The organism is Rahnella sp. ChDrAdgB13 (assembly GCF_017655185.1).
Lineage (GTDB): Bacteria > Pseudomonadota > Gammaproteobacteria > Enterobacterales > Enterobacteriaceae > Rahnella > Rahnella contaminans.
Map to the genome: position 1 here is coordinate 21,830 of NZ_JAEMGT010000029.1, position 23,750 is coordinate 45,579.

Below are 23,750 nucleotides of genomic sequence, written 5' to 3' on the forward strand. Positions count from 1 at the left end.
AACATGAATTTGATCATGCGATTTAAAAAAAATGCCGTGGCGGTTTCCGGCGTGGTCATCCTGCTGGTGGCGGGGATGATTTACTTCTGGCTGCTGGCGGATAAGGCCGATCAGCGCACCAATGATGCGTTTATCCGGGCAGATTACACCGTGGTGACGCCGCGTATTACCGGCCAGATTGAGAAGGTGGCGGTGAAAGACAATGAGTATGTGGAGCAGGGGCAAACGCTGGTGGAAATCGATGACCGGGATCTGCGTGCGGAACTGAATGCGGCGGTGGCCAGTGTGAACGTGCAGCAGGCGGCGGTCGATAATGCCAAAGCCAGCCTGATGCAGCAGCAGTCGATGATCGCGCAGGCCGCCGCCACACTGGCGGCCAGCCAGGCCAGTTACGTTTTTGCCAAAGCGGATTTGGCGCGTTATCGCGATCTGGCCGCGCAAGGGGCTGGCAGTAAACAAAACGCGCAGCTGGCTCGTTCGCGCATCGATACCGCACAGGCGAATGTGGCGCGGGATAACGCCACGCTGAACGCCGCCAGAGCCAAAACCGTGGTGTTGCAGACGGAATGTCAGCGCGCAAAAGGAGAACTGGAACGGGCGCAGGCCGTGCAGGAGACGGCGAAGCTGAATTTATCCTATACGCACATTGTTGCTCCGGTTGCGGGCTGGGTCGGGCAGCGCGTGGCGCGGGAAGGTGCGTATGTCACGCCGGGCACGCCGCTGCTGGCTGTAGTGCCGCTCAATAACGCCTACGTGGTGGGGAATTTTCAGGAAACGCAGCTTGAACATGTCAGGCCGGGACAGCGGGTGGATATCAGCGTGGACAGTCTGGGCGGAACCCTGCTGCACGGCGTGGTCAACAGCTTTGCACCGGCGACCGGCGTGACGTTTTCGGCGATTACGCCCGATAACGCCACCGGTAATTTTACTAAAGTGGTCCAGCGTATCCCGGTAAAAATTGAAATCGAAGCCGGGCAGAAACAGGTCGCACGGCTGCTGGTGGGCATGGCGGTAGAAGCGACCATTCACACCGGCACGACAGGAGCGGATCAATGAAAAACGCAGGGTTAACATTGAGCGTTTTACTGCTGAGCGGCTGCATGGTGGGGCCTGATTTTAACGCGCCGGTTGTGAAAAGTCCGCCGACGTGGCCGCAGGGAAAGGCGGTAAGTCACGTCGTAGAACAGGGGCTTGATCCACACTGGTGGAATATTTTCCACGACGATACGCTGACCGCGTTAATCGCAGAATCTGCGCAGGGAAATCTGGATATTCAGGCGGCGGGCGCGCGGCTGTTGCAGGCGCAGGCGGAAAACAGCGTGGTGACGGGGGAAAGTTTGCCGTCCGTCACCGGATCGGCGTCGTATCAGCGCGCCCGAAATAGTCAGAACGGTTTGCAGGATATTTCAGGGCTGGGAGGCAAGGAAGCCTACAGCGTCTGGCAACCTGGCGTCGGGGTTTCGTGGGAGGTCGATATGTGGGGGCGGCTGCGTCGCGCGCGGGAATCCGCCGGTGCGCGCGTTGAAGTCAGCGAGGATTTACGCCGCGCGGTGCTGATCGGCATTCAGGCTGAAACGGCCAGCGATTATTTCCGGCTGCGCAGCGTGCAGTTACAGCGTGAAAACGCCTTGCAGGATCTGGATATCGCCCGTCACAGCCTGAAACTGACAGGCATCAGAATGGCCGACGGCGTGGCGACGCAGCTGGAAGTGGCACAGGCGCAGGCGCAGGTGGCGGCTGTCGAGTCCACCCTGCCGGTACTGGAACAGCAGGAAGCACATCTTATCAACGCGCTGAGTTATCTGCTGGGTAAGGAACCGGGGGCATTAACGCAGCGGCTTCGCGGCGCCAGACCGTTGCCGCTGACGCCGCCGGAAGTGCCGGTCGGGTTGCCGTCTGAGCTGGCGCAGCGGCGGCCTGATATCCGCGCCGCTGAGGCACAGCTGCATGCCGCAACGGCAGACATTGGCGTCGCCACGGCTGATTTTTATCCGCGCATCACCCTGACCGGCAATATCGGGATACAGGCGATGCAGTTCAGCCAGCTGGGAAACTGGGGATCTCAGCTTTACAGTTTCGGCCCCGGCCTGACGTTGCCAATATTTGAAGGCGGGCGTCTGCGCGGTCAGTTAGCGTTGAAAAAAGCGCAGCAACAGGAAGCCAGCCTGCATTTTCAGAGCACGGTATTAAAGGCCTGGCACGAAGTGGATGACGCGATGGTGGATTACGACACCGGGCAGCGGCAGCGCAGCCAGCTGAAAATTCGCGTGGATAATGACAGTGCGGCGCTGGACGCTGCATCAAAACAATATGTTGCAGGCGCGACGGACTTTCTCAATGTGCTGGTGATGCAAAAGGAACTGATCGCGGCGCGGCAGACGCTGGTGGTCAGCGATGCCAGCGTGTCGCTCGCGCTGGTCCGGTTGTATAAGGCGCTGGGGGGCGGATGGGGCGGGGAGTCGTCACAGACGATGAATTAAGCGTTATGAGTAAATAAGCATTCAGCACACAAAAAAGCCCCGGCTGTTGAGAGGGCCGGGGCTTTGCGGAACGCGAGCATGATTTTTAAGTTTTGCTAATTAAAACTTATACTCACCGCCCAGTTACGCATGAACTTCATTGCTCGCGTCACTGGCGACGAGTGTATTCACTTTAGCCGTGGCGCTCCAGTTTTTGCTCAGGGTTGCGTTCAGACCGACAGCAAATCTGCCGCCGGGAAATAGGGTTTGGTTATTTTGTCATGGCATTAAAGGGATTCCGTGACGGCGAGCGTAGCCATGGTTTCATTCTGGTCGCCGGACGGCATAAATGACGCCTCTTAAAAAAGGCTTTATAGTATGTAATGGATACTTAGTATCATTCAGGCACCTTTTATTCATCTGGTCTATATGAGGAAACCCTATGTCGGGTAATGCCGTGCCAAAGGCAGTTACGCAAGTGAATTGTCGCAGTGCTTCAAACCGTTTACTGCTGGATCAGATCACCGATAAATGGGCTGTTCTGATCCTCACCGTGCTCTGTGCCAAGCCGCTGCGTTTCAATGAAATCAGACGTTGTCTGGACGGAATCACTCAAAAATCGTTAACGCAAAGCCTGCGCCGTCTTGAACGTAATGGCATTGTTGCCCGCCGCGTTATCCCTTCCTCACAAATAGCTGTCGAATACAGCATTACGCCGCTGGGGCGCACTCTGGAAGCGCCTTTTCAGGCATTGTATGGCTGGATGCTGAATCATTCCGCCGATGTCATTCAGGCTCAGGCTGCTTTTGATGAGCGGGAAGTCGAGTAATGCGCAAAACAGATCATCTGGGGGGTATCACGGCGTTTGTCACCACGGCGCAGTGCGGGAGTTTTACCGCGGCGGCGGAACGGCTGGGGCTGACGAAATCGGCGGTGGCGAAAAGCGTCGGGCGTCTCGAGGCACGGCTCGGGCTGCAACTTTTTCAGCGCTCGACGCGGCGGCTCAGCCTGACGCCGGACGGTGAGCGTTATCTGCAAAGCAGCCAGAACGCGATTGAAATTCTCGAACAGGCGGAAGCGGAACTGATGTCGCATACCGCGAAACCTTCCGGCCGGTTGCGGGTGGATTTACCGGCGGCGTTCGGGCGGCAGCGGATCATGCCGCACCTGCTGGCCGTTATCCGGCAATACCCTGAGCTGGAAATGACAATTACGTTCAGCGAACGGTTTATCGATCCCATTGAAGAAGGCATCGATCTGGTGGTGCGTATCGGCGAACTGACCGACAGCAGCGGACTGATAGCACGCCGTCTGACTACGCAAAAACTGGTGATCTGCGCCGCGCCGGAGTATCTCGCGCAGTACGGTGAACTGCATGAACCCGAAGAACTCAGTCAGCACCGCTGTGTAGTGGGCGTGCGGCGCAACCAGCCAAAATTCTGGATCCTGCGCAACGCGCGCGGCGAAGTGAGCCGCTATACGCCGCCCGCGACGTACGAATTTGCCGACGGCGACGCGATGCTGGCAGGTGTGCTGGCCGGTTGCGGGTTGTCGCAGTTGCCGCTGTGGCTGGTGGGAAAATATCTGGCAAGCGGGGAACTGAAAGAGGTGCTGACAGGCCATTCCGGGGGCGAAATGCCTGTCAGCGCCTTGTGGCCTAAAAGCCGTCAGCTGTTACCGAAAATCCGCTTTGTGGTGGATACGCTGATCAAAGCCGCGGAGGATGGCCAGCTCGACTGACAAGGCTTACGCTTTTTCTTCATAGAACGGGTCGTTGGTGCCATCACCACGCGGTTAGATCATGTGATTTCCCCCCGCGTGTTCAGTTCTGTGTGTCCGGCAGGCGCGGTCACCGGCATCCACGCGCTGTTTGATGTAAATACTGAGCCACGCGGCGGCGGCGAAAATGATGCTGCTCAGCACCACTGAACGCGTACCGAATTCGGCGATAAACCAGCCGCCCGCCAGTGAACCGACGGTGATGCCCAGATTTGAAAATGACATGTACAGGCTGTTGGCGAATTCCGGCGCCTGGCTGGCTTCGCGCATCAGCCATGTCTGGCTGACCACCAGCCCTGAAGAGTGGAATGCGCCCCAGAAAACCATCAGTGCGCACATGGCAAGCAGGGAATCACCGGCCAGCCAGACCAGGATGAAGATCAGGGCGTACACCACCGGATAAAGATGCGTGGTTTTGTTGGCGTTTTTTTGCAGGAAGCTGCTGAACACAAAGTTCCCGGCGAATCCGCAGACGCCAAAGGCGATAAGCATCGCCGTGATCATGTTGCTGTTAAGGTGCGTGACGCGTGACAGGTAATCCGCCACGTAGCTGAAACTCGAGAACATCGCCGCGAAAATCATCGTGACCGTGACGATGGTCAGCCACAGTTTGCCGTTACGCAGCACGCTCACCTGACTGGCAAAGGACACTTTGGCCGTGGCAGGCATAGAAGGGACGAAGAAGAGGATCCCGACGAACGCGAGGGCACAGGAAATCGCCGCAAAGTAGAACGCATCGGCCAGCGATAAATGTTCCGCGATCAGCGAGCTTAACGGCACGCCGAGCACCAGCCCGATTGCCACACCGGCAAACACTTTCGCCGCCGCGCCGGCACTTTTTTCTTTCGGCACGGCCTGCGTGGCGACCACCAGTGCGACCGCAAAGAACACCGCATGTGTGAGTGCCGGAAGAATGCGGAAGACCAGCATCATATTGAAGACCTCTGTAGTGGCGTAAATCAGGTTGGAAACCACGAAGACGAAGAGAATCGAAAGCAGCACGGTTTTTTTGTTAAAACCCGACAGCAGCAGGGTAATAAACGGGCCGGTGACGGCGACAATTACGGCGTAAATGCTGACCAGAAAACCGACCTGCGTGGCGGTGACGTGGAGTTGTTCGATGAGTTTCGGCAACAATCCGATGATGCCAATTTCCGTGGTGATGACGCTGAAGACGGCGACGGAAAGTGTCAGCAGCAGGAGTGAATTTTTATTTTGCATTGAAAGCCTTGTAGAACCGAATGTGCAGATGAAAAGTTGAACCTGATCATCCGGCAGTTCGGATTATTCGGAAAGGCCTCTCCGGGCGCATCTTAGTAGACATAACTTCGCCAATGGAATACGGGGCGTGCCGTATCGTTTTTGTCCTATTTTTACAATGCGACTTAACCTAAACTTTGTGAATTTATAATTAATTCAATAGGTTGTTATATCATTTATTCAACACGCATCCTGCCAGCAGGGGATTACTTCGCCGGAAACTATGATAAAATGCGCGGCCCAGGGTTTCCCCGCACGACCATTAAAAGAAAGGTTTATCCCGAGTAATGTCTGACAATCTTATTGAGCGCATTTCGAGTGCGTTAGAATCTGAATACACGCTTGAAGGACTCGTTCGACAGCTTCTTGAAATGCTTGAGCTGGTGACCAACATGGAATCGACGTATCTCACCCGCATTGAGCCGGACGGCGATTACCAGCACATTCTGTTCTCCCGCAACTCACAAGATATGCAAATTCCTGAAGGGATTTCGGTGCCGTGGGGCGATACGCTGTGCAAGCGTGCGCTCGACGAAGGCCGCCGTTATACCTGCGATGTCGCCAGTATCTGGGGCGATTCCGAAGCGGCAAAAGCGCTGGGGATCATGACTTACGTGAGCACGCCGGTGACGCTGGTGGACGGTTCGCTTTACGGCACGCTGTGCGCCGCCAGTTCCGAAAACCGCGAACTTTCGGAACGCAGCGAACAGGTGTTGCAGCTTTTCGCGCAACTGATCGCCCAGCAGATTCAGAACGAACAGCTGCTGAAAAAGCTGCAAGAGGCGAATGCCGCGCTGACCGCCGTCAGCCTGACCGATGAACTCACCGAATTGCCCAACCGCCGCGCGGTGTTTGAAACGTTGCCCGACCTGTTCGACAGGGCCGCTGACAAGGCGAATTATGTTCTGGTGGCGTTTACCGATCTGGATAATTTCAAGCAGATCAATGATGTCTACGGCCACGAAACGGGCGATGATTTCCTGTATGCGGTCGGGCAAAGGCTGAAAGCGGGCGCGGCGGAAGGTGAGATCCTCGGGCGTGTCGGCGGTGACGAATTTATCGTCGCCGGAGAAGGGCCGTCAGGATTTGATGACGCGCTGCGCGCGGCGGATGCGTTCAAAAACCGTCTGCGCAGTTTACTCATCGGCGAATACAAACTGCATTCCTGCACGCTGGATTACGCCGGCCCGAGCATCGGCGCTATCGCGATTAATCCTGCTGCTGTTAATCCGGATCAGGCGATGTATCTGGATAAAAACCAGAGAAGAACCAAAGCACTGTAAAGCCGGATCCTGCGCCTTTGCGTTTTACCCAAAGGCGCGGTATTCAAAAATCAGTTGTGATGCAAATCGCTCAAAAACTTCTGAGCCCGGGCGTGCTGCGGGCGCGTGAAGAAGTTTTCGGGCGTGGATTTCTCCAGAATTTTCCCCTGATCCATAAACCAGATCGTGTCCGCCACTTCGCGGGCAAAATTCATTTCGTGCGTTACGCACATCATGGTCATGCCTTCCCGCGCCAGACCGCGCATCACGTTCAGCACTTCACCAACCATTTCCGGATCCAGCGCTGACGTCGGTTCATCAAACAACATCACCGGCGGTTTCATGGCTAACGCGCGCGCAATGGCGACGCGCTGTTGCTGTCCGCCGGAAAGCTGCGCCGGATAGGCATTGGCTTTATGCGATAAACCAACGCGTTCCAGCAGTTCACCCGCGTGCTGACGCGCTTCCTGACGCTTCACGCCGAGCACTTTCACCGGCGACATCATGATATTTTCCAGCACCGAAACGTGCGGGAAAAGGTTGAAGTTCTGAAACACAAACCCGATGCGCGTGCGCAGCTGATTCAGGCGCGTGCTGGTGCCGTGAATGTCGATGCCATCAAATAAAATCTGGCCTTCTTCAATCGGCTCCAGCCGGTTGACGGTGCGGATCAGCGTCGATTTACCCGAGCCTGACGGCCCGCATACCACCACCACTTCACCGCTTTTAATTTCTGCACTCAGATCGGTCAGCGCCTGGTATTCGCCATACCATTTATTGACCTGATTAAATAAGATCACCGGTCGCATCGTCGCTCCTTATTGTGATTGAGTCTTGGTCAGCAGCATCGCCTGCGCCACGTTGTCCGCTTCCGGCACGCGGTTCTGCCGTTTGCGCGTAATGCGCGCTTCCAGCTTATTGGCGAGCCACGTCAGGCTGAAACAGATGAGGTAATAGCCAATCGCGACAATCGCGAAAACCTGAAACGGCTTGGTCAGCAGCTGGTTGTTTACCTGATTGGCGGCAAAGGTCAGCTCCGGTACGTTAATCACGTAACCGAGCGTGCTGTCTTTAATGATGGAAACCAGCTGGCTGACCAGGCTTGGCAGCGTGTTGTACAACGCCTGCGGCAGAATAATCAGGCGCAGCGTTTTGAAATAACTCATGCCCAATGCGCGCGCCGCCTCGTACTGGCCGCCCGGCAACGCCTGAATGCCGCCGCGCACTATCTCGGCGATATACGCACTTTCATAAATCACCAGCGTACATAGCATGGTGCTGAATCCGCTGATGTTGTGGCCGATTAACAGCGGGACGCAAAAGTACGTCCAGAACACCACCATCAGCAGCGGAATACCGCGTAAACCGTAAACCCAGCAGGCGGCGGGCCAGCTCAGCCAGCGGAACGGCGATAAACGCGCCAGCCCGAGTAAAACCCCCACCGGCAGCGCAAACAGAACGGCCAGCACGGAAATCAGCAGCGTACAGAGGATCCCGCCGAGCGGCCCCTGCGGGTATTGTCCCATCAGGAACAGCATCCCGTTGTCGTGCAAAATCGTGAACATTTCGAGCATGGGATTACCTCGCGTAGACCCGCTGGAACCGGCGGGCCAGCAACGCACCGGCACCCATCAGCAGCAGAGAGAAGAACAGATAACCGGCAGAGGCCACCAGATACGATTCGAAAGTGCGGAACGTCTGGTTTTCAATATCACGGGTCACGTAAGTCAGTTCAGCCACGCCAATGACCATCGCCAGGCTGGTGTTTTTGAACAGCAAAACGGTGTGGTTGAGCAGCGACGGCAGCGCGTTACGGATGCCCTGCGGCAGGATCACCGAGCGCAAAGAACGGGTGTAACTCATGCCCAGTGCACGTGATGCCTCGGTTTGTCCTTCAGGAATAGCGCGTAAACCGCTGCGGATGTCTTCGGAGAAATACGCCGCCTGACACAATCCGAGCGCAAACATCGAGAACAGAAGTTCGGCGTTAAAATCGTTAATCCACATCTGCACGGATTCGGGCAGCAGCGTCGGAATGGCGAAATACCACATCATCAGCTGGATAAGCGTCGGCACATTGCGGTGATACGACACATACGCACGGACAAAATATTCGGCGGCGCGTTTGTGCGTCAGCCGGATGACGACCAGCAGCAGGGCAATAAACATCGCCAGCAGCCAGGATCCCAGCGCCAGCTTGAGGGTGACAACCATACCATCGACGATCATCTGCCCGAACTGACCGGTCAGGACTTTGCTGAAATCGAGCGTCATTGTATTTTCACCCTCCTGAATGGTTGAACTGTCGGTTTATAAGGAAAACGGGTTTAGCGGGAAAATCACAGACCTTCGCCGGGGCGCATGGTGGAAAGGCCACCGGGAACCTGCAACGTCGGGGTGATCTCGATGTTGCCGATGTTCACGGCAACCGGCGCAGACAGGGCAAACGCCACGCAGTCGGCGATGTCTTTGGCTTCAGGCAGTTCAAAACCGTCAATGAAGCGGCGGCGGGCTTCTTCGTGATCGCCGGAAACGTTGCCGAAAATGTCCGTTGCCACGCGGCCGGGGCAGATTTCGGTAATGCGTACCCGCTTGCCGTAGCAGTCAACGCGCAGCTGGCGCGAGAGGGCGTGAACGCCGGCTTTGGTGGCGTGATAAATCGAGTTGCCACCGAAGTTATAAATCGCGGCAATTGAGGTGATATTAATAACGTGGCCGCGATCGCGTTCCATCATGCCCGGCACCAGCAGGCGGCAGAGATGCAAAACCGCGCGCAGATTCACGTCCACCTGCGTATCCACGGATTCTTCATCGGCGTTCAGGATAGAGCCGGGGCGCGAAACACCGGCGTTGTTCACCAGAATATCCACGCTGATTTCGCTGCACAGGCGCGTGACGGCGTCGAGGTCGCTGACGTCGAGTGCGTGCGCAATACAACCGGTGCGGGCAGCGAGGGCGGCCAGCTGATCGGCGCGGCGGGCGACGGCGTGAACCGTAATGCCTTCCTGACAAAGGCGTTCGACAATGGCTTCACCCATTCCGGCCGATGCGCCGGTCACCAGCGCGGTTTTGTAATCTGAAAATGGCATTGCGACTCTCCTGTTAAACCCCGGCTCCGTCATGTTCTGCCGGTGGGTGTTTTCTGACTGTATCCAGTAATTCTCAGGCGGTATAAGACATAAACTGTGTGAGGCGATAAGCGGGACTTATAACAGCGCGTTTCCCCTCGCCAGCTCCCGGCGTTGCCGGGCTGGCGGCATCAGCGCGATATCCATTTCGGCAATAATTTCCCGCAGCGTATGCACCATTTCGATGGATTCCGGCGTATCGCCGTGAACCAGAATCGACGTTGCAGTCACCGGCAGCGTCACGCCGTCGATGCTTTGTACCGTGCCTTCGCGCAGCAGCTGGCGGATACGCGCGCGCACCTGCTCTTTGTCATGAATGACCGCGCCCGGTTTCGCCCGGCTGACCAGCAGCCCGTTGCTTTCATACGCGCGGTCGGCGAGAAACGTGCAAATCACCGGCAACTCCAGCGCCCGCGCCATACGTTCAACGGCGTTGCCGGACATTGTGCTGATGATCATCTGTGCATCGAAATCCTTCACCGCCTGCAATAACACCCGCGCCAGCTGAGCGTCTTCGGAGACCATATTCCCCAGCGCGCCGTGAAAACTCATGTGTGTCAGCGGGTAATCCGCCGCTCTGGCAAACGCCGAAAGCGCGCCCAGCTGGTAAGTGACGTAATGCGCCATGACCTGCGGTTCGATGTGCATCCGGCGTCGGCCAAACCCGGACAAATCGGGGAACCCGACGTGCGCGCCGAGATCCACCTGATACTTTTTCGCCAGCGCGACGGTTTTCGCCATAATCACCGCGTCCCCGGCGTGAAACCCGCAGGCCACGTTGGCGGAGGTGATCAGCGGCATCAGCGTGGCGTCGTCGGCAAGGGTGTAATCGCCAAATCCTTCGCCGATATCGGCGTTCAAATCGATGTATTTCATGCGGCCAGTTCCTCGCGGCGTAACGTGAAAATTTCCTCGCCGTATTCCACGCAGTCACCGTCTTTTACGGAAAGGGGTTCCACCACGCCCTGCACCGGACTGCGCAGCGGCAGGTAGATCACGCCAACTTTTAGCAGGCCGAGCAGCGCGTCTTTCCCGACTTTTTCACCGGGCTGAGTAAACGGAATTTTGCTGAGCGGATGCTGTAGCAGCACGATACCGGGGAAGGGCGCACGCACCGCGTCGGGGGCGGCCAGCGCGGGAAGCGCAGGCGTTTCGTCCGGCACGCGGCACGGCAAAAGGGCAGGGGAAACGGGCGCGTATTTTATGCTGACCCGGAAGCCGTTTCCGCGCAGTTCAATCTGGCTGAGGCCGGACTTGCGCATCTTCTGTGCGACAGAGCGCAACTCGCTGAGTGCTGGTGCTTTTTTTTCCATATCCATCCCGTCAAAGAGAGAGTGTCCCCGCGCAATAACGACGACAAAACGGCCCGCTGAGCGGGCGGTAAACGCACTCTATCGTGTCACTGCGGACGTCAGGAAAGAGGATTTCGCTTTGCGGTAATAAGGTGCGCTTATTACCCCACCAGCGTCAGTGGCCGGTTATCTACCGTGCGGCTGGCCATCAGCGACAGCAAAATCGCTTTGACCGCTTCGGCGGGTTGGGAAAGCGGCAGATGGTCGGACATACAAAATGACAGCGCCGCCTGAATATTCGGTTTGTCGATTTTCGCCATCCACGAACCGGAGGCTTTGAGCATCGCACGGGCGGCGGATTCCGGCATGATCGTGCAGCCTAATCCTGCGGCCAGCGCGGCATTGAGGGTGGTTTGCGATTCGATTTCGCACTTCACGCGGTACGTCACTTCTTCGTGGATAAACGCGTCGTCGATGACTTTACGCATGATGTTATAAATACGCGGCAGGAACAGATCGTACTTTGCCACCTGCGCCAGACTGACGGTTTTCAGTGGTTTGCTGAGTGCGTGCGGGCACACGAAATACAACTCTTCTTTCATCAGCGGCATAAAGCGTAGCCCGTGAATTTCGCGGTTGCCGTAAATCACCGCCATATCCATCCGGCCATTCATGATGAGTTCGCTCAGCGTGGTGCCGAAGTTTTCATTAAAATACAACACGATACCCGGATATTGCCGGTGGACTTCTTCCATCAGCGGCAACGCCAGCTGTTGTGCGGCGGTACCCGGCGCAAGCCCGACGGAAACGCTGCCCGAAAGCGCCAGCGCCGAGCCGTCAATCGCGCTCTGCGCCTGATCGCACTGGCGCAAAATAGCCTGTGCGTGGATATATAAAATTTTGCCCGCTTCGGTCGGCGTCACGCCGCGTTTGGTGCGGATCAGCAGTTGCTGATTCACTTCGCCTTCCAGCGTGGCGAGTTGCTGGCTGAGCGCAGGCTGCGCAATATGCAGGATATCTGCGGCCTGAGTGAGGCTGCCCACATCGACAATCTTGATAAAATATTTAAGGCGGCGGAGATTCACGATGGCATCCTCATCACGTAAACGAGTGGTGTTATAAGTAATGTGTATGAAGCAAGATGAGTGCCAACACGCACTGATGCGCTGATTTATGCCTGTGCGCCGGGTTTCCTTCTGATTTCACCGCCGGTTTGGTCATTGCGTAGCCGGATATTTTCGGCGTTTGCGCCGCCTGCCGGAAAATGACTTCCTCCGCCTGCACTGCACCGGTGCAAATTGCCTGATTTGCGCGTTCAGCCATTGCTTTGTGTTATGTCATCACAACAAAGCGCTATTGGTCGGCGCGGTCCGTTCCTCATTACTCTTCCCCCTGTAGTGCCTCATCGCTGTCCGTCTTTTTACGTTCGATAAAAACAATGGAACCCCAGGACCATGCCTGATATCGCCGACCGCTTAAAAAATGTCTCTGTTTCTGCCTCCGTCGCCATGACGCAAAAGGCCCGTGATCTTGCCGCCGCCGGCGTGAACGTCATCGCGCTTTCTACCGGCGAACCGGATTTTCCGACGCCACGACACGCCACGGAAGCGGCCTACGCCGCCGCGCTCGGCGGTGATACCCGCTATCCGCCAACCGACGGAACCCCGGCTTTGCGGGCGGCTATCGCGCGTAAATTCCAGCGCGATAACCACCTCGATTACGATGTGAGCCAGATCCTCACCGCAGGCGGCGCGAAGCAAATTATCTTTAACGCGATGCTGGCGACGATTAATCCGGGCGATGAAGTGGTGATCCCGACGCCGTCGTGGATCAGCTATGCGGATATCGTCAAATTTGCGGGCGGTATTCCGGTGCCGGTGGCCTGCCCGGAAGAGAACAATTTCAAGCCGTATCCGCAGGACATTGAAGCGGCGATCACGCCGAAAACCAAATGGCTGCTGCTGAATTATCCGGGCAATCCGACCGGTTCCGTGGCAACGCGTCCGGAATTGCAGGCGATTGGCGAAGTGATGCTGCGCCATACGGGCGTGTGGATCCTGACCGATGATATCTACGAACACCTGATTTACGACGACGTGACGTTTTACACGCTGGCCGAAGTGGAGCCGCGTTTGCTCGATCGCGTACTGACGGTTAACGGCGTGTCGAAAGCCTATTCCATGACCGGCTGGCGTTTAGGTTTTTGCGGCGGCCCGAAAGATCTGATTAAAGCCATGAGCAACGTGAACACGCAAAACAGCGGGGGCGTCACCACGCTTACGCAGGCGGCAGCGGTTGCTGTGCTTAACGGCCCGCAGGGTTTACTGAAAGAGCGCGCCGAAATCTACCGTCAGCGCCGCGATTACGTGCTGGAGCGTTTAACGTCCGTGCATGAATTGCGTTGCCATAGACCGCAGGGCGCGTTTTATCTGTTCGTGAATATCGAAGGCTGTATCGGGAAAACCACCGCAGGCGGGCGTCACATCGATAATGATGCCGATTTTGTGATGGCGCTGATCGAAGAAAAGCACGTCGTCACCGTGCAGGGCGCAGCGTATGGCATGAGCCCGTACTTCCGTATTTCCTACGCCACCAGTATGGAAATTTTGCAGGACGGCTGCGACCGGATCGCGGAGTTTTGTGCAGGTCTGAAATAAAACCTCTGAATTCCAACCGTAAAAAAACGGGCCTTTTTCGGGCCCGTTTTCTGTTTCATCATGAGGGAAATTTAAAACCCCATCACCGTCTTCACCGGCATTACGTTATCGCGCAGGCGGGAGAACCACTGGTTGATCTGACGTGCCACGGCAATGGCTTCGCGTGCATCGCTTTTGACAAGCCGGATGCTCTGACCGGGCTGAACCTGCGCCAGACGCCACAAATCTTCTTCAATAATGCCGGCAATTTTCGGATAGCCTCCGGCAGTATTAGCGTCGGCCAGTTGAATGATGGGCTCGCCCGCAGGCGGAACCTGCACGATGCCGGGGATTAACCCGTAGGAACGCATTTCAATGACTTTCGACGGCGTGACCGGTTCGCCGGACAGCCGGTAACCGGTGCGGTTGCTGTGCAGGGAAACCTTCCAGGGCTGCGACCAGAAGCGGGGAAGATCGGCTTCAAACAGCGCATATTCACCGGCGGGAATGGCGCGCAGTTGCACCAGTCCCTCAGTGCTGGTCGGGAACACGTTGGCCAGCGCAATCTGCGGCGGCTCGATACCCATGCCTTGTGCAGGCAAAGGTGAGATGAAAGAATCGCCTGCCGCAAGACGATCGTTTTTCGCCAGCGGTCGCCCGTCTGTTCCGCCGAAACCGCCGCGCAGGGCGGTACTGCGCGAACCCATGACGACCGGCACGTCAATGCCTCCGGCGACGCACAAATAGCTGCGCGCGCCGGAACGCGGAAACTGCATTTCCAGCTCCTGTCCGGTGCGGACGGAACAGGCCCACCAGGGCGGAAGCTCTTCGCCGTCGAGCTTCGTGCGGCAATCCGCGCCGGTAACGGCAATGCTGGTATCGGCAAGAAACCGGACTTTAAACGGGAACATCTGCACTTCAATGCAGGCGGCGTTTTCGTCGTTGCCCAGCAGGATGTTGCCCGCGCGAAACGCCAGCGGATCCATCACGCCGCTGACGGACACGCCGATATCCCGAAATCCGCTGCGGCCCGCGTCCTGAACGGTATTCAGCGGGCCGGTTTTCACAATTTCAATCACCGCTTTTGGGGTCACAGTTCTATCCTTTCTGGCAGGAACCGCACGCTGTCACCCGGTGCCATCAGCGCGGGATTCTCAGCGCACGGGTCAAACAGCGTCAGTTCGGCGAATCCGATGGCGTTCCAGCCGTTGGGCCCGGTGAGCGCGGAAACGCCGGTCTGCGCACCGCCGATGGTCACGGTGCCTTTGAGCATATTCAGCGAGGGGACTTTTTTACGCGGCGTAGCGAGAGACGGATCCAGCCCGTGGAGATAGCCAAAACCCGGCGCGCTGCCCAGTGAAAATACCGTGTAGCTGCCCTGAGAGTGGCGGCGGATGACGTCGCGGGGCGAAAGCCCGGTATGCTGACAAACCGCATCCAGATCCGTGGCATGTTCGCCGCCGTAAATCACCGGAATTTCAATCAGTTTGCCTTGCGGATGAACGGCCTGCGCCTGTTCCCACGCGCCGACCAGCAGGGCGAAAGTCGCGTCATAATCTTCCGGCGTCTGGCGAAACAGCACCAGCAAATTGGTGACGCCGGGGATCAGCGATTCGACGTCGTCGCGCACGCGCAGTGTGGCCGCCAGCGACCAGATGCGGCGCTGGGCGGGCAGGTCGAAATCCCCCGGCGCTTCAATCAGCCACGCACGGCTGCCGATGGTGGAGATTTTGATGTTGTCGCCCTGACTGGCAAGAATATAAGAGACGCGGGAAGGCACCTCGTGCGACACAATGGTCATCGGCTATTCCAGAGGTTCGAATTTAAGGCTGGAGAGCGGCTGAACTTTGTCTTCGCGCACCATTTTGTATTCGGTATTTGGTCCGATCCAGTTTGCCCAGATTTTATCGATGGTGCCGTCGTCATCCATCGCTTTCAGGCTGCCGTTCACTTTTGCCAGCAACGCCGGTTCGTCCTTTTTCATACCGACGCCAATCGGTTCCAGCGCCATCGGTTCTTTGATCATCCCCAGTTCGATGCCGTCTTTTCCGGCCTGAGAAATCATCTTGATAGCGGTCATGGTGTTGGTGACAAAGCCCACGGCTTTATTCTGTTCGAGTGCCAGAAACGCCGAGGCGGCATCCTGGAAGGTCACGGCTTTCGCGCCCGCCAGATAAATGGATTGCTCTGACGTCGTGCCCTTGGTGGCGCTGATGCGTTTGCCTTTAAAATCCGCACGGGTTTTATTGACGTTCGGCTTTTTCACCACCAGCACTTCTTTCGCCACGTAATACGGGTCGCTGAACTGAATCTGCTGGCCGCGCGTTTTAGTGTACGCCAGATTGGCAATCAGCACGTCGGCGCGGCCGGTTGCGATCACCGCGATGCGCGCTTCAATAGAGGTCGGCATCAGATTGAGTTTTACGCCCATCTGTTTGGCTAACGCCGTGCATAAATCGACGTCCATTCCGGCCAGCTGGCGTGTTTTCGGATCCGGCGAAGAGAAAGGCGGCACATCGGAATACACGGCACAGTTAAGTGCGCCGCGCGCCTGAATATCAGAGAGAACATCGGCTTTCGCAGAGGAAAAGGCCGCCATCAGTGGCAATGTCAGCAAAGAGCAAGACAGTAACTTCAGTTTCATCATTCATTCTCCGGGTCTTTTAATTAGCGGTGTGTGACGACAACTTCCCCTGGCTCACTGTGAGCAAAACTGGCTGCGGTTTCTTATGAGGTCAACCCGACTATATAAGCTCAATCTGGCGTTGTATAAGAAGTAAACCCTGTATGGCGATACGCTTTTTGTATGACCGCAAAAAAGGGGGCTCTGCCAGAATAGTGGTCAGTTTCAGACCGTTAATCTCAAAGAGTAAAAGGGTAAAACATGAACGCCAGAATGGGTGTTTCGCTGAAAATATTATCCGCCCTATGCGCCACGCTCATGCTGGCCTGCGTAAAAGGGTTGGGGGGAAATATTCCTACCGGAGAAGTGATATTCTTTCGCTCTTTCGTCGCCTTATTCCCGCTGTTGATCTGGCTAAAATTGCAGGGGCCGGTTATTGCGCAAATTAAAACGAAGAATATATTCGGCCATTTAATTCGCGGATTTTCCGGCACCGGCGGCATGTATTTTAACTATCTGGCGCTGGTGTATATCTCGCTGGCAGATGCCACAGCAATCAGCTACGCCGCGCCGCTGTTTACGGTGATCATGGCCGCTATTTTGTTGCGAGAAAACGTGCATGCCGCCCGCTGGATGGCGGTGGCGGTCGGTTTCACCGGCATTCTGGTGATGCTGTGGGCGCATCTGCGTGACAGCGGTTCGCTGCTTTCGGGCGGGTTTACGCAAGTTTCAGCCGGACTTGGCGTGATTCTGGCGCTGCTGGCGGCAATGTGTACGGCGGTGTCGTCGGTGCAGATCCGTTTTCTGAACGGTATCGAAAGGCCGGGTGCGATCGTCTTCTACTTCTCGCTGATGACCATGCTGATCGGGCTGGCGACGATTTTCTTCGGCTGGAAAATCCCCGATACCCGACAGCTTTTGCTGCTGACGGGCTGCGGATTTTTCGGCGGAATGGCGCAGATCCTCATTACGCTGAGCCTGCGCTACGCCGATGCCTCGCTGCTGGCACCGTTCGATTACACCACGATGGTCTGGTCGATGATGATTGGTTTCCTGTTCCTCGACAGCCTGCCGACCGTTTCGACGCTGGTTGGCGCATCGGTAATTGCCGCCGCCGGAATACTGGCCGTATTGAGCGAAAGACGCCGGGGAAAAGCATTGCTCATCAAACCGGTAAAAGCCGAATAGCCGCGCAACGCCCGCAGTGAGCGGCTTGCAAAGAAATTCGTGATTTACCTTTCGTGCTAAGTAATGATAAATTACCGCCATGAAAACTCAGATACATACCATGACCACATCACGTTGTTCCTGGTGGCTGCCACTCTAAAGGCGGCTGAATTCCTGTATCTGTTCACAAAGCCGCCGGAAGGCGGCTTTGTTGTTTATCAGACTCCTTTCCGGCGTAAAAAACCAAAAAGGAACTCTCATGAATAACGCAAAAACCATTCTTACCGGCGACCGTCCAACCGGTCAGCTGCATTTAGGCCACTTTGCTGGCTCCCTGCGCCAGCGGATGGCGCTGCAACACGATAATCAGCAATACATTTTGATCGCCGATCTTCAGGGGCTGACCGACAACGGCAATTCCCCGCAAAAAGTCGCCGGTAATATTCCCGAAGTGATGGCGGATTATCTGGCGGTGGGCATCGACCCCACTAAAACGGTGGTCTGCCTGCAATCCGCATTGCCCGCGCTGGCCGAACTCACCCTGCTGTACATGAACATCGTGACCGTGGCGCGCGTCGAGCGTAACCCGACCGTGAAAAGTGAAATTACTCAGAAAGGTTTTTCCCGTTCGCTGCCGGTCGGTTTTATGACCTACCCGATCAGCCAGGCGGCGGATATCACGGCGTTTCAGGCGGATTTAATTCCCGTCGGCGATGACCAGTTACCGATGATTGAGCAGACCAATGAAATCGTCCACAAGATGAACAGCCTGACGGGTCAGCCGTTGCTGCGCCATTGTCAGGCGCTGCTGAGCAAAACGGGGCGTCTGCCGGGCATCGACGGCAAGGCCAAAATGTCGAAATCCCTTGGCAATACGCTGACGCTTTCCGCCAGCGAAGAAGACATTCATCAGGCGGTCTGTGCGATGTATACCGATCCGAATCACCTGCGGGTTAACGATCCCGGTCAGGTCGATGGCAACGTGGTGTTCAGCTATCTGGACGCATTCCACCCGGACGCAGAAAAAGTCAGCGCGATGAAAGCGCATTATTTGCGCGGAGGATTAGGCGACCGGGCTTGTAAGGACGAACTGGAAGGCTGTCTGCAAGCCTTGCTCGCGCCGATCCGCAGCCGCAGGAATGCGTTTATTCAGGACAAAGGTCAGTTGCTGGCGTTGCTGCGCCACGGCAGCGAACAGGCGCAAAACGTCACGCAGCAAACGCTGGTGCAGGTAAAACGCGGGCTCGGGTTGCCGGTGATGTTCTGATTTAGCCTTGCCCGCCGTCCGCGAACTCAGAAAATTTGAGTAAAGGTTCGGTAAAAAAAACAAACTTTTATCAAATTATGCCGTTAACCTAAAAACAGTATTTTATTTTCAGGCGTGATGGAGTTTGCTATGCGAGAGTCCGGTCAGATTTTTGAAGAGGCCTGCAGGATGGTGGGTGAATGTTGTTTGATGCTTGCTCAGAACTGTGAGGAAGTCAGCCGCAGGCGCATTGTTTTTTGTCTCGAACGTGCGCAGGAAGAGGCGTTAGATTTCCACGGTGAGCCGAACTCGGCGCTCCAGCTGGCGATCAAACACATCAAAGGCTTATGAGTTGCTAAACCACAATGTTGCAGCCTCATGCACGTAATTAACCTGAGGTGATTATGAACAATCCGTCTTTTGCGTCCCGCCAGATTGGGGATTTTACTGTAACGGCCCTGAGCGACGGAAACATGGCGGCAAGCCTGGATCTGTTGTCCGGCATTGAGACGGCAGATGCCGCGAAAATACAACGTGACGCCGGGCTGGCAGAGCCCGGCAATATTCATATCAATTGTTACCTGATCCGCGGGCCGGGGCGCACCCTTCTGGTCGATTCCGGCACCGGCGGGCTGAATAATTCCGGCGGAAAGCTCGGTGAAAATCTGCGGTCTGCGGGCGTGGCTCCCGAAGATATCGATACGGTTCTGCTGACGCACGCGCACCCGGACCACATCGGCGGGCTGCTGGACGCGCAGGGGCAACCGGTTTATCCCAATGCAGAAATTCATATTCACCCGCTCGAAGCCCAATACTGGCGCGATGACAGCAAAATGATGCAGGTCGCGGAGCACCGGCAGCGTAATTTCTTGCTGGCGCGCCGGATGCTGACGGCTTACGCGGCGAAGCTGAAGTTTCTTGATGGCGCGGAGATTGTGAAAGGCATTCGTTCCGTCTGGCTGCCCGGTCATACGCCGGGGCACAGCGGATACCGCATTGATTCGGGCGAGCAAAGCCTGCTGATTTGGGGCGACATCGTGCATTTCCCGCACATTCAGTCCGCGCAACCCGGCGTTTCCATCGCCTTTGACTGCGATCCCGTTCAGGCGGAAAACACCCGTAAAACCATCATGGCGCAGGTCGCCCGCGAAAAACTGCTGGTGGCAGGTATGCATTTCGGCGAACCGGGTTTTGCGCATATCGTGCCGGTGACACCGCCGGACAACACCGACGGCTATCATGTGGCTTATCCGAAAAGCTGAGAGAGGTTAACCGCTGACGCTGAAGCACCCAAAAAGCCTGATCCCCACTCAGTGAAAGGTCGGGTACCGTGAATCTTCGAATTTTGCGAAATGGACGTCGCTCTCCAGAAGGGTCGTGATTTGAAAGCAAAAAAGCACTATCAGGCTGGATGAGGATATCTGCGTTCATATTTTTACGGCGCCAGCGGCGATGGTTGGCGTCTGAATTACGGTTGCCGGAATTTTTCAAATCATCACGACGTTACGAAAAGAAGGGACGCGGGGCGATGACGTTCACCTGATTTTCTCTCAATGCTTGCCGGCCTCAACTCGGAACTGTCCGTAACACACCTCGGGCAGGCTGAGGTGTTCTACCCTTAATACTACGTTTTTAGTTTAAGGAGCCATCATGAGCAGTCACAAACCCCTTCCTCCGTCCCTCAATCAGCCACATGTGGATGCGTATCCAAAGCCCCCTTTTGAAAGGCAGAAACAGCCGTTCCCGGGTCTGGCGAGCAAAATGGTCCCGGTTCCGGATCACGGTGAAACCTCTTATCAGGGGAGTTCCAGGCTTGAAGGCCGCAAGGCGCTGGTAACCGGCGGTGATTCGGGTATTGGCCGCGCTGTCGCGATTGCATTTGCCCGTGAAGGCGCTGATGTCGCGATTAACTATTTGCCGGAAGAAGAACCGGATGCCCGGGAAGTCGTCGATTTACTGCGCAGTGAAGGGCGTAAGATTATTGCGATCCCGGGTGACATCCGTGATGAGCAGTTTTGTCAGAGGCTGGTAAAAGAAGCCGCGGAACAGCTCGGCGGGCTGGATCTTCTGGTGAATAACGCCGGGCGTCAGCAGTTCTGCAATTCGATTAAAGATCTCACGACCGAGGCGTTTGACGCGACGTTTAAAACCAACGTTTACGCGATGTTCTGGATAACCAAAGCGGCGCTGGATTATCTTCCGCGCGGCAGCTCGGTGATCAACACAACCTCGGTTCAGGCATTTTTGCCGAGTGAGAATCTGCTCGACTATTCGCAAACCAAGGCTTCAATCGTGGCGTTTACGAAATCGCTCGCCAAGCAGCTTGCGCCTGACGGAATTCGTGTGAATGCTGTCGCGCCTGGCCCGTACTGGACGGTTCTGCAAACCTCGGGGGGGCAGCCGCAGGAGAAAGTTGAAAAATTTGGCGAGCAGGCACCGCTGGGGCGCCCCGGCCAGCCTGCGGAAATCGCGGCGCTGTATGTCGCGTTTGCATCGCCGGAAAGTAGCTATTCCTCCGGACAGGTCTGGTGTTCTGACGGCGGGACGGGAACACTGTAATTAGCGCTAAAAGTAATGAGTGCTAAAAAGTGACCCCGTCACGTTAGCCGTGACGGGGTCTTCAAATGGGGGATGACGCAGTGAGGGAGATTACAGGGTATAACCGGGTTTTTTCGCCATCTGATCTAATGCCGGTCTGATGACCGGATCATACACATCGCTTTTCCACGCCTCTGGCTGAACTTCCGTCAACATCACGGAGATGGCTTTGTCCGTCGTCCCCAGATGATTAATCAGCACGGCGGAAAGGTCATCGACCAGTTTTTGCGTCGCTTCTTCTGAAAGCCCGCGCGGATAAAATTTCAAATCAATATGTGGCATTACGGTGCTCCTGTCGGATTGGCTGAACCATTTCCCGTAAAGCTACCGTAATTCACGTCAGCTCAGCAAACCTAAATGCTCGACCAGAATCGACGTACCGATGCCAATCAGCACGATACCGCCCAGCACTTCGGCCCATTTACCGATGGCCGCGCCGAGAAAACGGCCCAGCAGCATGCCGGAGGTTGCCATAATGGTGGTCGCCGCGCCAATCGTCAGCGCCATCACCAGAATATTCACTTGCAGGAATGCCAGCCCGACACCGACGGCCATCGCATCCAGACTGGTGGCAATTGCGGTGGTCACCAGCAGCCAGAAACCGTGACGGCGCGGCGCTTCAACTTCTTCGGCCTTATCTTTTTTGAAGGCTTCGGAAATCATACGGATCCCCAGAACCAGCAGCAGTGTGAACGCCACCCAGTGATCCCAGCTCATAATAAACTGGCTGGCCGCCAGCCCGATAGCCCAGCCGATCACCGGCGTTATGGCTTCAATCACGCCAAAAATTAATCCGGTACGCAGTGCCTCTTTCAGCGGGGGACGGTGCAACGCGGCACCTTTGCCGATAGCCGCCGCGAAGGCATCCATAGACATACCAAAAGCCAGAATGAGGATAGTATAAAGTTGCATAAAAACGGACCGGTCATGCCTTTGGTGACAAAAAGGCGGGTTATCATCAGAAGCGCGCAGTCTGCCACAAAAAACAAAATAAAAAAACCATAATATTCAACTAGTTATAGTGTTGGTTAAGAATGTTAGCCTTGGCTATATTTGTATGAAAAGGCTTCATTTGGCCTGAAATTCATCCGCAGAGGGGCAAAAAAGCCTGTAATCCTAATCCGTTAGGTTCTGAGGGGGGGATTCAGTAATTCTCAGCGGGTGAGGCGCAGTCTGCAGGCGGCTGAATAAACACGGTGAAAGAATGAATGCCGGGACTTGCACATCACCGGCTTCCACAATCATTACGCTATGACACGTTAAACTTTACGCGATGCCGGCCCCGTCGCTTCCTCGGAAAAACGTGCGGTGATGGCGTCGCGCTCGTAGCCCTGACGCTCGGTGAGAATGGAATACAATTCCGGCGTCGGCCGTAGATCCAGCGGCGGCCCGAACTCAGGGGGATCAGCGTTAAATCCAGTTCGGCGCTGACCATGGCGTCAGCGGCAACCCAGGTTTCGCTGATGATCCGGCCATAGGGGTCGAGGATCATCGCGTTGCCGGTGCGGACTTCATCCGCATCGGCGCCCACGCCATTGCTGAATAAAATGAACAGTCCGTTATCATGCGCACGCGATGGCAACCAGCGCAGGATCCATCCGCGGCCACTTTCCCCTTTAAACGCGGCGGTGATTTCTTCCTTTCTTTGCGCACGTTGTTCCCACAATTCCAGCGGAATGGGTTTCATGCCGTGCGGGCTGCGCGAATGGGTGCCGCCGGTCTGATGCGGTGCCAGCAGGATATCCGCGCCAAGCAGCGTGGTCGCGCGTACGTTTTCCACCAGATTATTGTCCCAGCAAATCAGGATCCCCACCTTCACGCCCCATGGCGTATCAAAAACGGTAAAACCGTCACCGCAGCTAAACGCAGGATGTTCAAACGCGTGAAGTTTGCGGTGCGCGTGATAAGAACCGTCCGGCATGCAGGCCACGTAGGTGTTATAAATCCGGCCATCTGTCGCGCGTTCGATAAGGCCCGCGCCAATCAGCATCTGATTTTTCGCCGCCAGCGCCTTGATCAGTGCCAGCGACGGGCTGGTTTCAACCGCTTCAGCCAGCGCATTCACTTCTTCCGCCGAAAGACCCGGCACGTGCCAGTAACCGGTGATGCACATTTCCGGGAAGGCCAGGATCTTCACACCCTGCGCGGCGGCCTGTTCAATGTATTTCTCCATAATCAACAGGTTATAAGCCTTATTGCTGGCCTGATGCTGAAACTGAACCACTGCCGTTTTTATCGATTTTACTGCCGTGACTTCGCTCATCGCCGTTCTCCGTAAAGGGTCACAAAGGGTGACTTTC

General features: G+C 56.1%; 25 protein-coding genes and 1 pseudogene. 12 read left to right on the plus strand and 14 right to left on the minus strand.

Annotation, left to right across the window (positions count from 1 at the left end; genetic code table 11):
- Nucleotides 1–15: 15 nt before the first annotated feature.
- From J8X26_RS09575 to J8X26_RS09590, 4 genes are all read left to right on the plus strand, one after another.
- Nucleotides 16–1,056 (plus strand): HlyD family secretion protein, encoded by a 1,041-nt coding sequence (locus tag J8X26_RS09575; protein ID WP_208950767.1) that lies wholly within the window; start codon nt 16–18, stop codon nt 1,054–1,056.
- A complete protein-coding gene (locus tag J8X26_RS09580) occupies nt 1,053–2,480 on the plus strand; it encodes an efflux transporter outer membrane subunit (protein WP_208950768.1) in 1,428 nt (475 codons plus the stop codon). Before J8X26_RS09575 ends, J8X26_RS09580 begins: the two co-directional genes overlap by 4 nt.
- Before the next feature lie 421 nt (nt 2,481–2,901).
- Nucleotides 2,902–3,288, plus strand: a complete 387-nt coding sequence (locus tag J8X26_RS09585) for a helix-turn-helix domain-containing protein (RefSeq protein WP_208950769.1) — start codon at nt 2,902–2,904, stop codon at nt 3,286–3,288.
- A complete protein-coding gene (locus J8X26_RS09590; protein WP_165060261.1) occupies nt 3,288–4,199 on the plus strand; it encodes a LysR family transcriptional regulator in 912 nt (303 codons plus the stop codon). The genes J8X26_RS09585 and J8X26_RS09590 overlap by 1 nt, the downstream gene beginning before the upstream one ends.
- A gap of 54 nt (nt 4,200–4,253) precedes the next feature.
- On the opposite strand, the gene J8X26_RS09595 is transcribed toward J8X26_RS09590, so the two are convergent.
- On the minus strand, nt 4,254–5,459 hold the full coding sequence (locus J8X26_RS09595) for an MFS transporter (protein ID WP_208950770.1): 1,206 nt from the start codon (nt 5,457–5,459) through the stop codon (nt 4,254–4,256).
- Nucleotides 5,460–5,785: 326 nt separating this feature from the next.
- On the opposite strand from J8X26_RS09595, the gene J8X26_RS09600 reads away from it, so the two are divergent.
- A complete protein-coding gene (locus J8X26_RS09600; protein ID WP_208950771.1) occupies nt 5,786–6,781 on the plus strand; it encodes a sensor domain-containing diguanylate cyclase in 996 nt (331 codons plus the stop codon).
- 50 nt (nt 6,782–6,831) lie between these two features.
- Here the strand turns inward: J8X26_RS09600 and J8X26_RS09605 are convergent, their stop codons facing one another.
- The 7 genes from J8X26_RS09605 to nac all read right to left on the minus strand — a co-directional run bounded on the left by J8X26_RS09605 (nt 6,832) and on the right by nac (nt 12,265).
- Nucleotides 6,832–7,569 (minus strand): amino acid ABC transporter ATP-binding protein, encoded by a 738-nt coding sequence (locus J8X26_RS09605; RefSeq protein ID WP_152323830.1) that lies wholly within the window; start codon nt 7,567–7,569, stop codon nt 6,832–6,834.
- 9 nt (nt 7,570–7,578) lie between these two features.
- A complete protein-coding gene (locus tag J8X26_RS09610; RefSeq protein ID WP_152323831.1) occupies nt 7,579–8,334 on the minus strand; it encodes an amino acid ABC transporter permease in 756 nt (251 codons plus the stop codon).
- 4 nt (nt 8,335–8,338) lie between these two features.
- Complete coding sequence (locus J8X26_RS09615) at nt 8,339–9,034, minus strand: amino acid ABC transporter permease (protein ID WP_208950772.1); 696 nt, start codon at nt 9,032–9,034, stop codon at nt 8,339–8,341.
- 65 nt (nt 9,035–9,099) lie between these two features.
- A complete protein-coding gene (locus tag J8X26_RS09620; protein ID WP_152323832.1) occupies nt 9,100–9,849 on the minus strand; it encodes an SDR family oxidoreductase in 750 nt (249 codons plus the stop codon).
- Nucleotides 9,850–9,966: 117 nt separating this feature from the next.
- Nucleotides 9,967–10,764 carry a LamB/YcsF family protein gene (locus tag J8X26_RS09625; protein ID WP_208950773.1) on the minus strand — a complete coding sequence of 266 codons (798 nt, stop codon included), beginning with the start codon at nt 10,762–10,764 and terminating at the stop codon, nt 9,967–9,969.
- The gene (locus tag J8X26_RS09630; protein ID WP_208950774.1) at nt 10,761–11,201 is read right to left on the minus strand and encodes a biotin/lipoyl-containing protein; all 441 of its coding nucleotides are present in this window, start codon (nt 11,199–11,201) and stop codon (nt 10,761–10,763) included. Before J8X26_RS09630 ends, J8X26_RS09625 begins: the two co-directional genes overlap by 4 nt.
- Before the next feature lie 140 nt (nt 11,202–11,341).
- Complete coding sequence (nac, locus tag J8X26_RS09635; RefSeq protein WP_152323835.1) at nt 11,342–12,265, minus strand: nitrogen assimilation transcriptional regulator NAC; 924 nt, start codon at nt 12,263–12,265, stop codon at nt 11,342–11,344.
- Between the two features lie 60 nt (nt 12,266–12,325).
- Between nac and J8X26_RS27890 the strand changes: the two genes are divergently transcribed.
- Nucleotides 12,326–12,448 (plus strand): hypothetical protein, encoded by a 123-nt coding sequence (locus J8X26_RS27890; RefSeq protein WP_259229799.1) that lies wholly within the window; start codon nt 12,326–12,328, stop codon nt 12,446–12,448.
- A 186-nt stretch (nt 12,449–12,634) separates the two neighbouring features.
- Nucleotides 12,635–13,837 (plus strand): pyridoxal phosphate-dependent aminotransferase, encoded by a 1,203-nt coding sequence (locus J8X26_RS09640; protein ID WP_208950775.1) that lies wholly within the window; start codon nt 12,635–12,637, stop codon nt 13,835–13,837.
- Between the two features lie 71 nt (nt 13,838–13,908).
- On the opposite strand, the gene J8X26_RS09645 is transcribed toward J8X26_RS09640, so the two are convergent.
- From J8X26_RS09645 to J8X26_RS09655, 3 genes are read right to left on the minus strand one after another with little or no spacing between them, the layout of a single operon-like run.
- Nucleotides 13,909–14,895, minus strand: coding sequence for a biotin-dependent carboxyltransferase family protein (locus J8X26_RS09645; protein ID WP_208950798.1), 987 nt, complete (start codon nt 14,893–14,895; stop codon nt 13,909–13,911).
- 11 nt (nt 14,896–14,906) lie between these two features.
- On the minus strand, nt 14,907–15,617 hold the full coding sequence (gene pxpB / locus J8X26_RS09650; protein WP_208950776.1) for a 5-oxoprolinase subunit PxpB: 711 nt from the start codon (nt 15,615–15,617) through the stop codon (nt 14,907–14,909).
- 3 nt (nt 15,618–15,620) lie between these two features.
- On the minus strand, nt 15,621–16,460 hold the full coding sequence (locus J8X26_RS09655; protein ID WP_165060578.1) for a transporter substrate-binding domain-containing protein: 840 nt from the start codon (nt 16,458–16,460) through the stop codon (nt 15,621–15,623).
- 240 nt (nt 16,461–16,700) lie between these two features.
- Between J8X26_RS09655 and J8X26_RS09660 the strand changes: the two genes are divergently transcribed.
- The 5 genes from J8X26_RS09660 to J8X26_RS09680 all read left to right on the plus strand — a co-directional run bounded on the left by J8X26_RS09660 (nt 16,701) and on the right by J8X26_RS09680 (nt 21,411).
- Nucleotides 16,701–17,627 (plus strand): DMT family transporter, encoded by a 927-nt coding sequence (locus J8X26_RS09660; RefSeq protein ID WP_208950777.1) that lies wholly within the window; start codon nt 16,701–16,703, stop codon nt 17,625–17,627.
- Nucleotides 17,628–17,865: 238 nt separating this feature from the next.
- On the plus strand, nt 17,866–18,873 hold the full coding sequence (trpS, locus tag J8X26_RS09665) for a tryptophan--tRNA ligase (RefSeq protein WP_208950778.1): 1,008 nt from the start codon (nt 17,866–17,868) through the stop codon (nt 18,871–18,873).
- A gap of 189 nt (nt 18,874–19,062) precedes the next feature.
- A complete protein-coding gene (locus J8X26_RS09670; RefSeq protein WP_226790127.1) occupies nt 19,063–19,203 on the plus strand; it encodes a hypothetical protein in 141 nt (46 codons plus the stop codon).
- A gap of 53 nt (nt 19,204–19,256) precedes the next feature.
- On the plus strand, nt 19,257–20,114 hold the full coding sequence (locus J8X26_RS09675; protein WP_208950779.1) for an MBL fold metallo-hydrolase: 858 nt from the start codon (nt 19,257–19,259) through the stop codon (nt 20,112–20,114).
- Nucleotides 20,115–20,502: 388 nt separating this feature from the next.
- A complete protein-coding gene (locus J8X26_RS09680; protein ID WP_208950780.1) occupies nt 20,503–21,411 on the plus strand; it encodes an SDR family oxidoreductase in 909 nt (302 codons plus the stop codon).
- 90 nt (nt 21,412–21,501) lie between these two features.
- Here J8X26_RS09680 and pptA read toward each other — a convergent pair whose 3' ends face one another.
- The 3 genes and pseudogenes from pptA to J8X26_RS09695 all read right to left on the minus strand — a co-directional run bounded on the left by pptA (nt 21,502) and on the right by J8X26_RS09695 (nt 23,713).
- Nucleotides 21,502–21,732 (minus strand): tautomerase PptA, encoded by a 231-nt coding sequence (pptA, locus tag J8X26_RS09685; RefSeq protein WP_152323843.1) that lies wholly within the window; start codon nt 21,730–21,732, stop codon nt 21,502–21,504.
- A 57-nt stretch (nt 21,733–21,789) separates the two neighbouring features.
- Nucleotides 21,790–22,362, minus strand: a complete 573-nt coding sequence (gene mntP / locus J8X26_RS09690) for a manganese efflux pump MntP (protein ID WP_152323844.1) — start codon at nt 22,360–22,362, stop codon at nt 21,790–21,792.
- Nucleotides 22,363–22,709: 347 nt separating this feature from the next.
- Nucleotides 22,710–23,713: pseudogene (locus tag J8X26_RS09695) on the minus strand (nitrilase family protein).
- Nucleotides 23,714–23,750: the final 37 nt, after the last annotated feature.

Coding starts and splice junctions, on each gene's coding strand:
- J8X26_RS09595 (WP_208950770.1), bottom strand. CDS start 5,459: ATGCAAAATAAAAATTCACTCCTGCTGCTGACACTTTCCGTCGCCGTC.
- J8X26_RS09680 (WP_208950780.1), top strand. CDS start 20,503: ATGAGCAGTCACAAACCCCTTCCTCCGTCCCTCAATCAGCCACATGTG.
- pxpB (WP_208950776.1), bottom strand. CDS start 15,617: ATGACCATTGTGTCGCACGAGGTGCCTTCCCGCGTCTCTTATATTCTT.
- J8X26_RS09580 (WP_208950768.1), top strand. CDS start 1,053: ATGAAAAACGCAGGGTTAACATTGAGCGTTTTACTGCTGAGCGGCTGC.
- J8X26_RS09575 (WP_208950767.1), top strand. CDS start 16: ATGCGATTTAAAAAAAATGCCGTGGCGGTTTCCGGCGTGGTCATCCTG.
- J8X26_RS09660 (WP_208950777.1), top strand. CDS start 16,701: ATGAACGCCAGAATGGGTGTTTCGCTGAAAATATTATCCGCCCTATGC.
- J8X26_RS09610 (WP_152323831.1), bottom strand. CDS start 8,334: ATGCTCGAAATGTTCACGATTTTGCACGACAACGGGATGCTGTTCCTG.
- J8X26_RS09670 (WP_226790127.1), top strand. CDS start 19,063: ATGCTTGCTCAGAACTGTGAGGAAGTCAGCCGCAGGCGCATTGTTTTT.
- J8X26_RS09615 (WP_208950772.1), bottom strand. CDS start 9,034: ATGACGCTCGATTTCAGCAAAGTCCTGACCGGTCAGTTCGGGCAGATG.
- mntP (WP_152323844.1), bottom strand. CDS start 22,362: ATGCAACTTTATACTATCCTCATTCTGGCTTTTGGTATGTCTATGGAT.
- J8X26_RS09590 (WP_165060261.1), top strand. CDS start 3,288: ATGCGCAAAACAGATCATCTGGGGGGTATCACGGCGTTTGTCACCACG.
- J8X26_RS09640 (WP_208950775.1), top strand. CDS start 12,635: ATGCCTGATATCGCCGACCGCTTAAAAAATGTCTCTGTTTCTGCCTCC.
- J8X26_RS09625 (WP_208950773.1), bottom strand. CDS start 10,764: ATGAAATACATCGATTTGAACGCCGATATCGGCGAAGGATTTGGCGAT.
- J8X26_RS09630 (WP_208950774.1), bottom strand. CDS start 11,201: ATGGAAAAAAAAGCACCAGCACTCAGCGAGTTGCGCTCTGTCGCACAG.
- J8X26_RS09605 (WP_152323830.1), bottom strand. CDS start 7,569: ATGCGACCGGTGATCTTATTTAATCAGGTCAATAAATGGTATGGCGAA.
- J8X26_RS09585 (WP_208950769.1), top strand. CDS start 2,902: ATGTCGGGTAATGCCGTGCCAAAGGCAGTTACGCAAGTGAATTGTCGC.
- J8X26_RS09655 (WP_165060578.1), bottom strand. CDS start 16,460: ATGAAACTGAAGTTACTGTCTTGCTCTTTGCTGACATTGCCACTGATG.
- J8X26_RS09620 (WP_152323832.1), bottom strand. CDS start 9,849: ATGCCATTTTCAGATTACAAAACCGCGCTGGTGACCGGCGCATCGGCC.
- J8X26_RS09675 (WP_208950779.1), top strand. CDS start 19,257: ATGAACAATCCGTCTTTTGCGTCCCGCCAGATTGGGGATTTTACTGTA.
- trpS (WP_208950778.1), top strand. CDS start 17,866: ATGAATAACGCAAAAACCATTCTTACCGGCGACCGTCCAACCGGTCAG.
- J8X26_RS09600 (WP_208950771.1), top strand. CDS start 5,786: ATGTCTGACAATCTTATTGAGCGCATTTCGAGTGCGTTAGAATCTGAA.
- pptA (WP_152323843.1), bottom strand. CDS start 21,732: ATGCCACATATTGATTTGAAATTTTATCCGCGCGGGCTTTCAGAAGAA.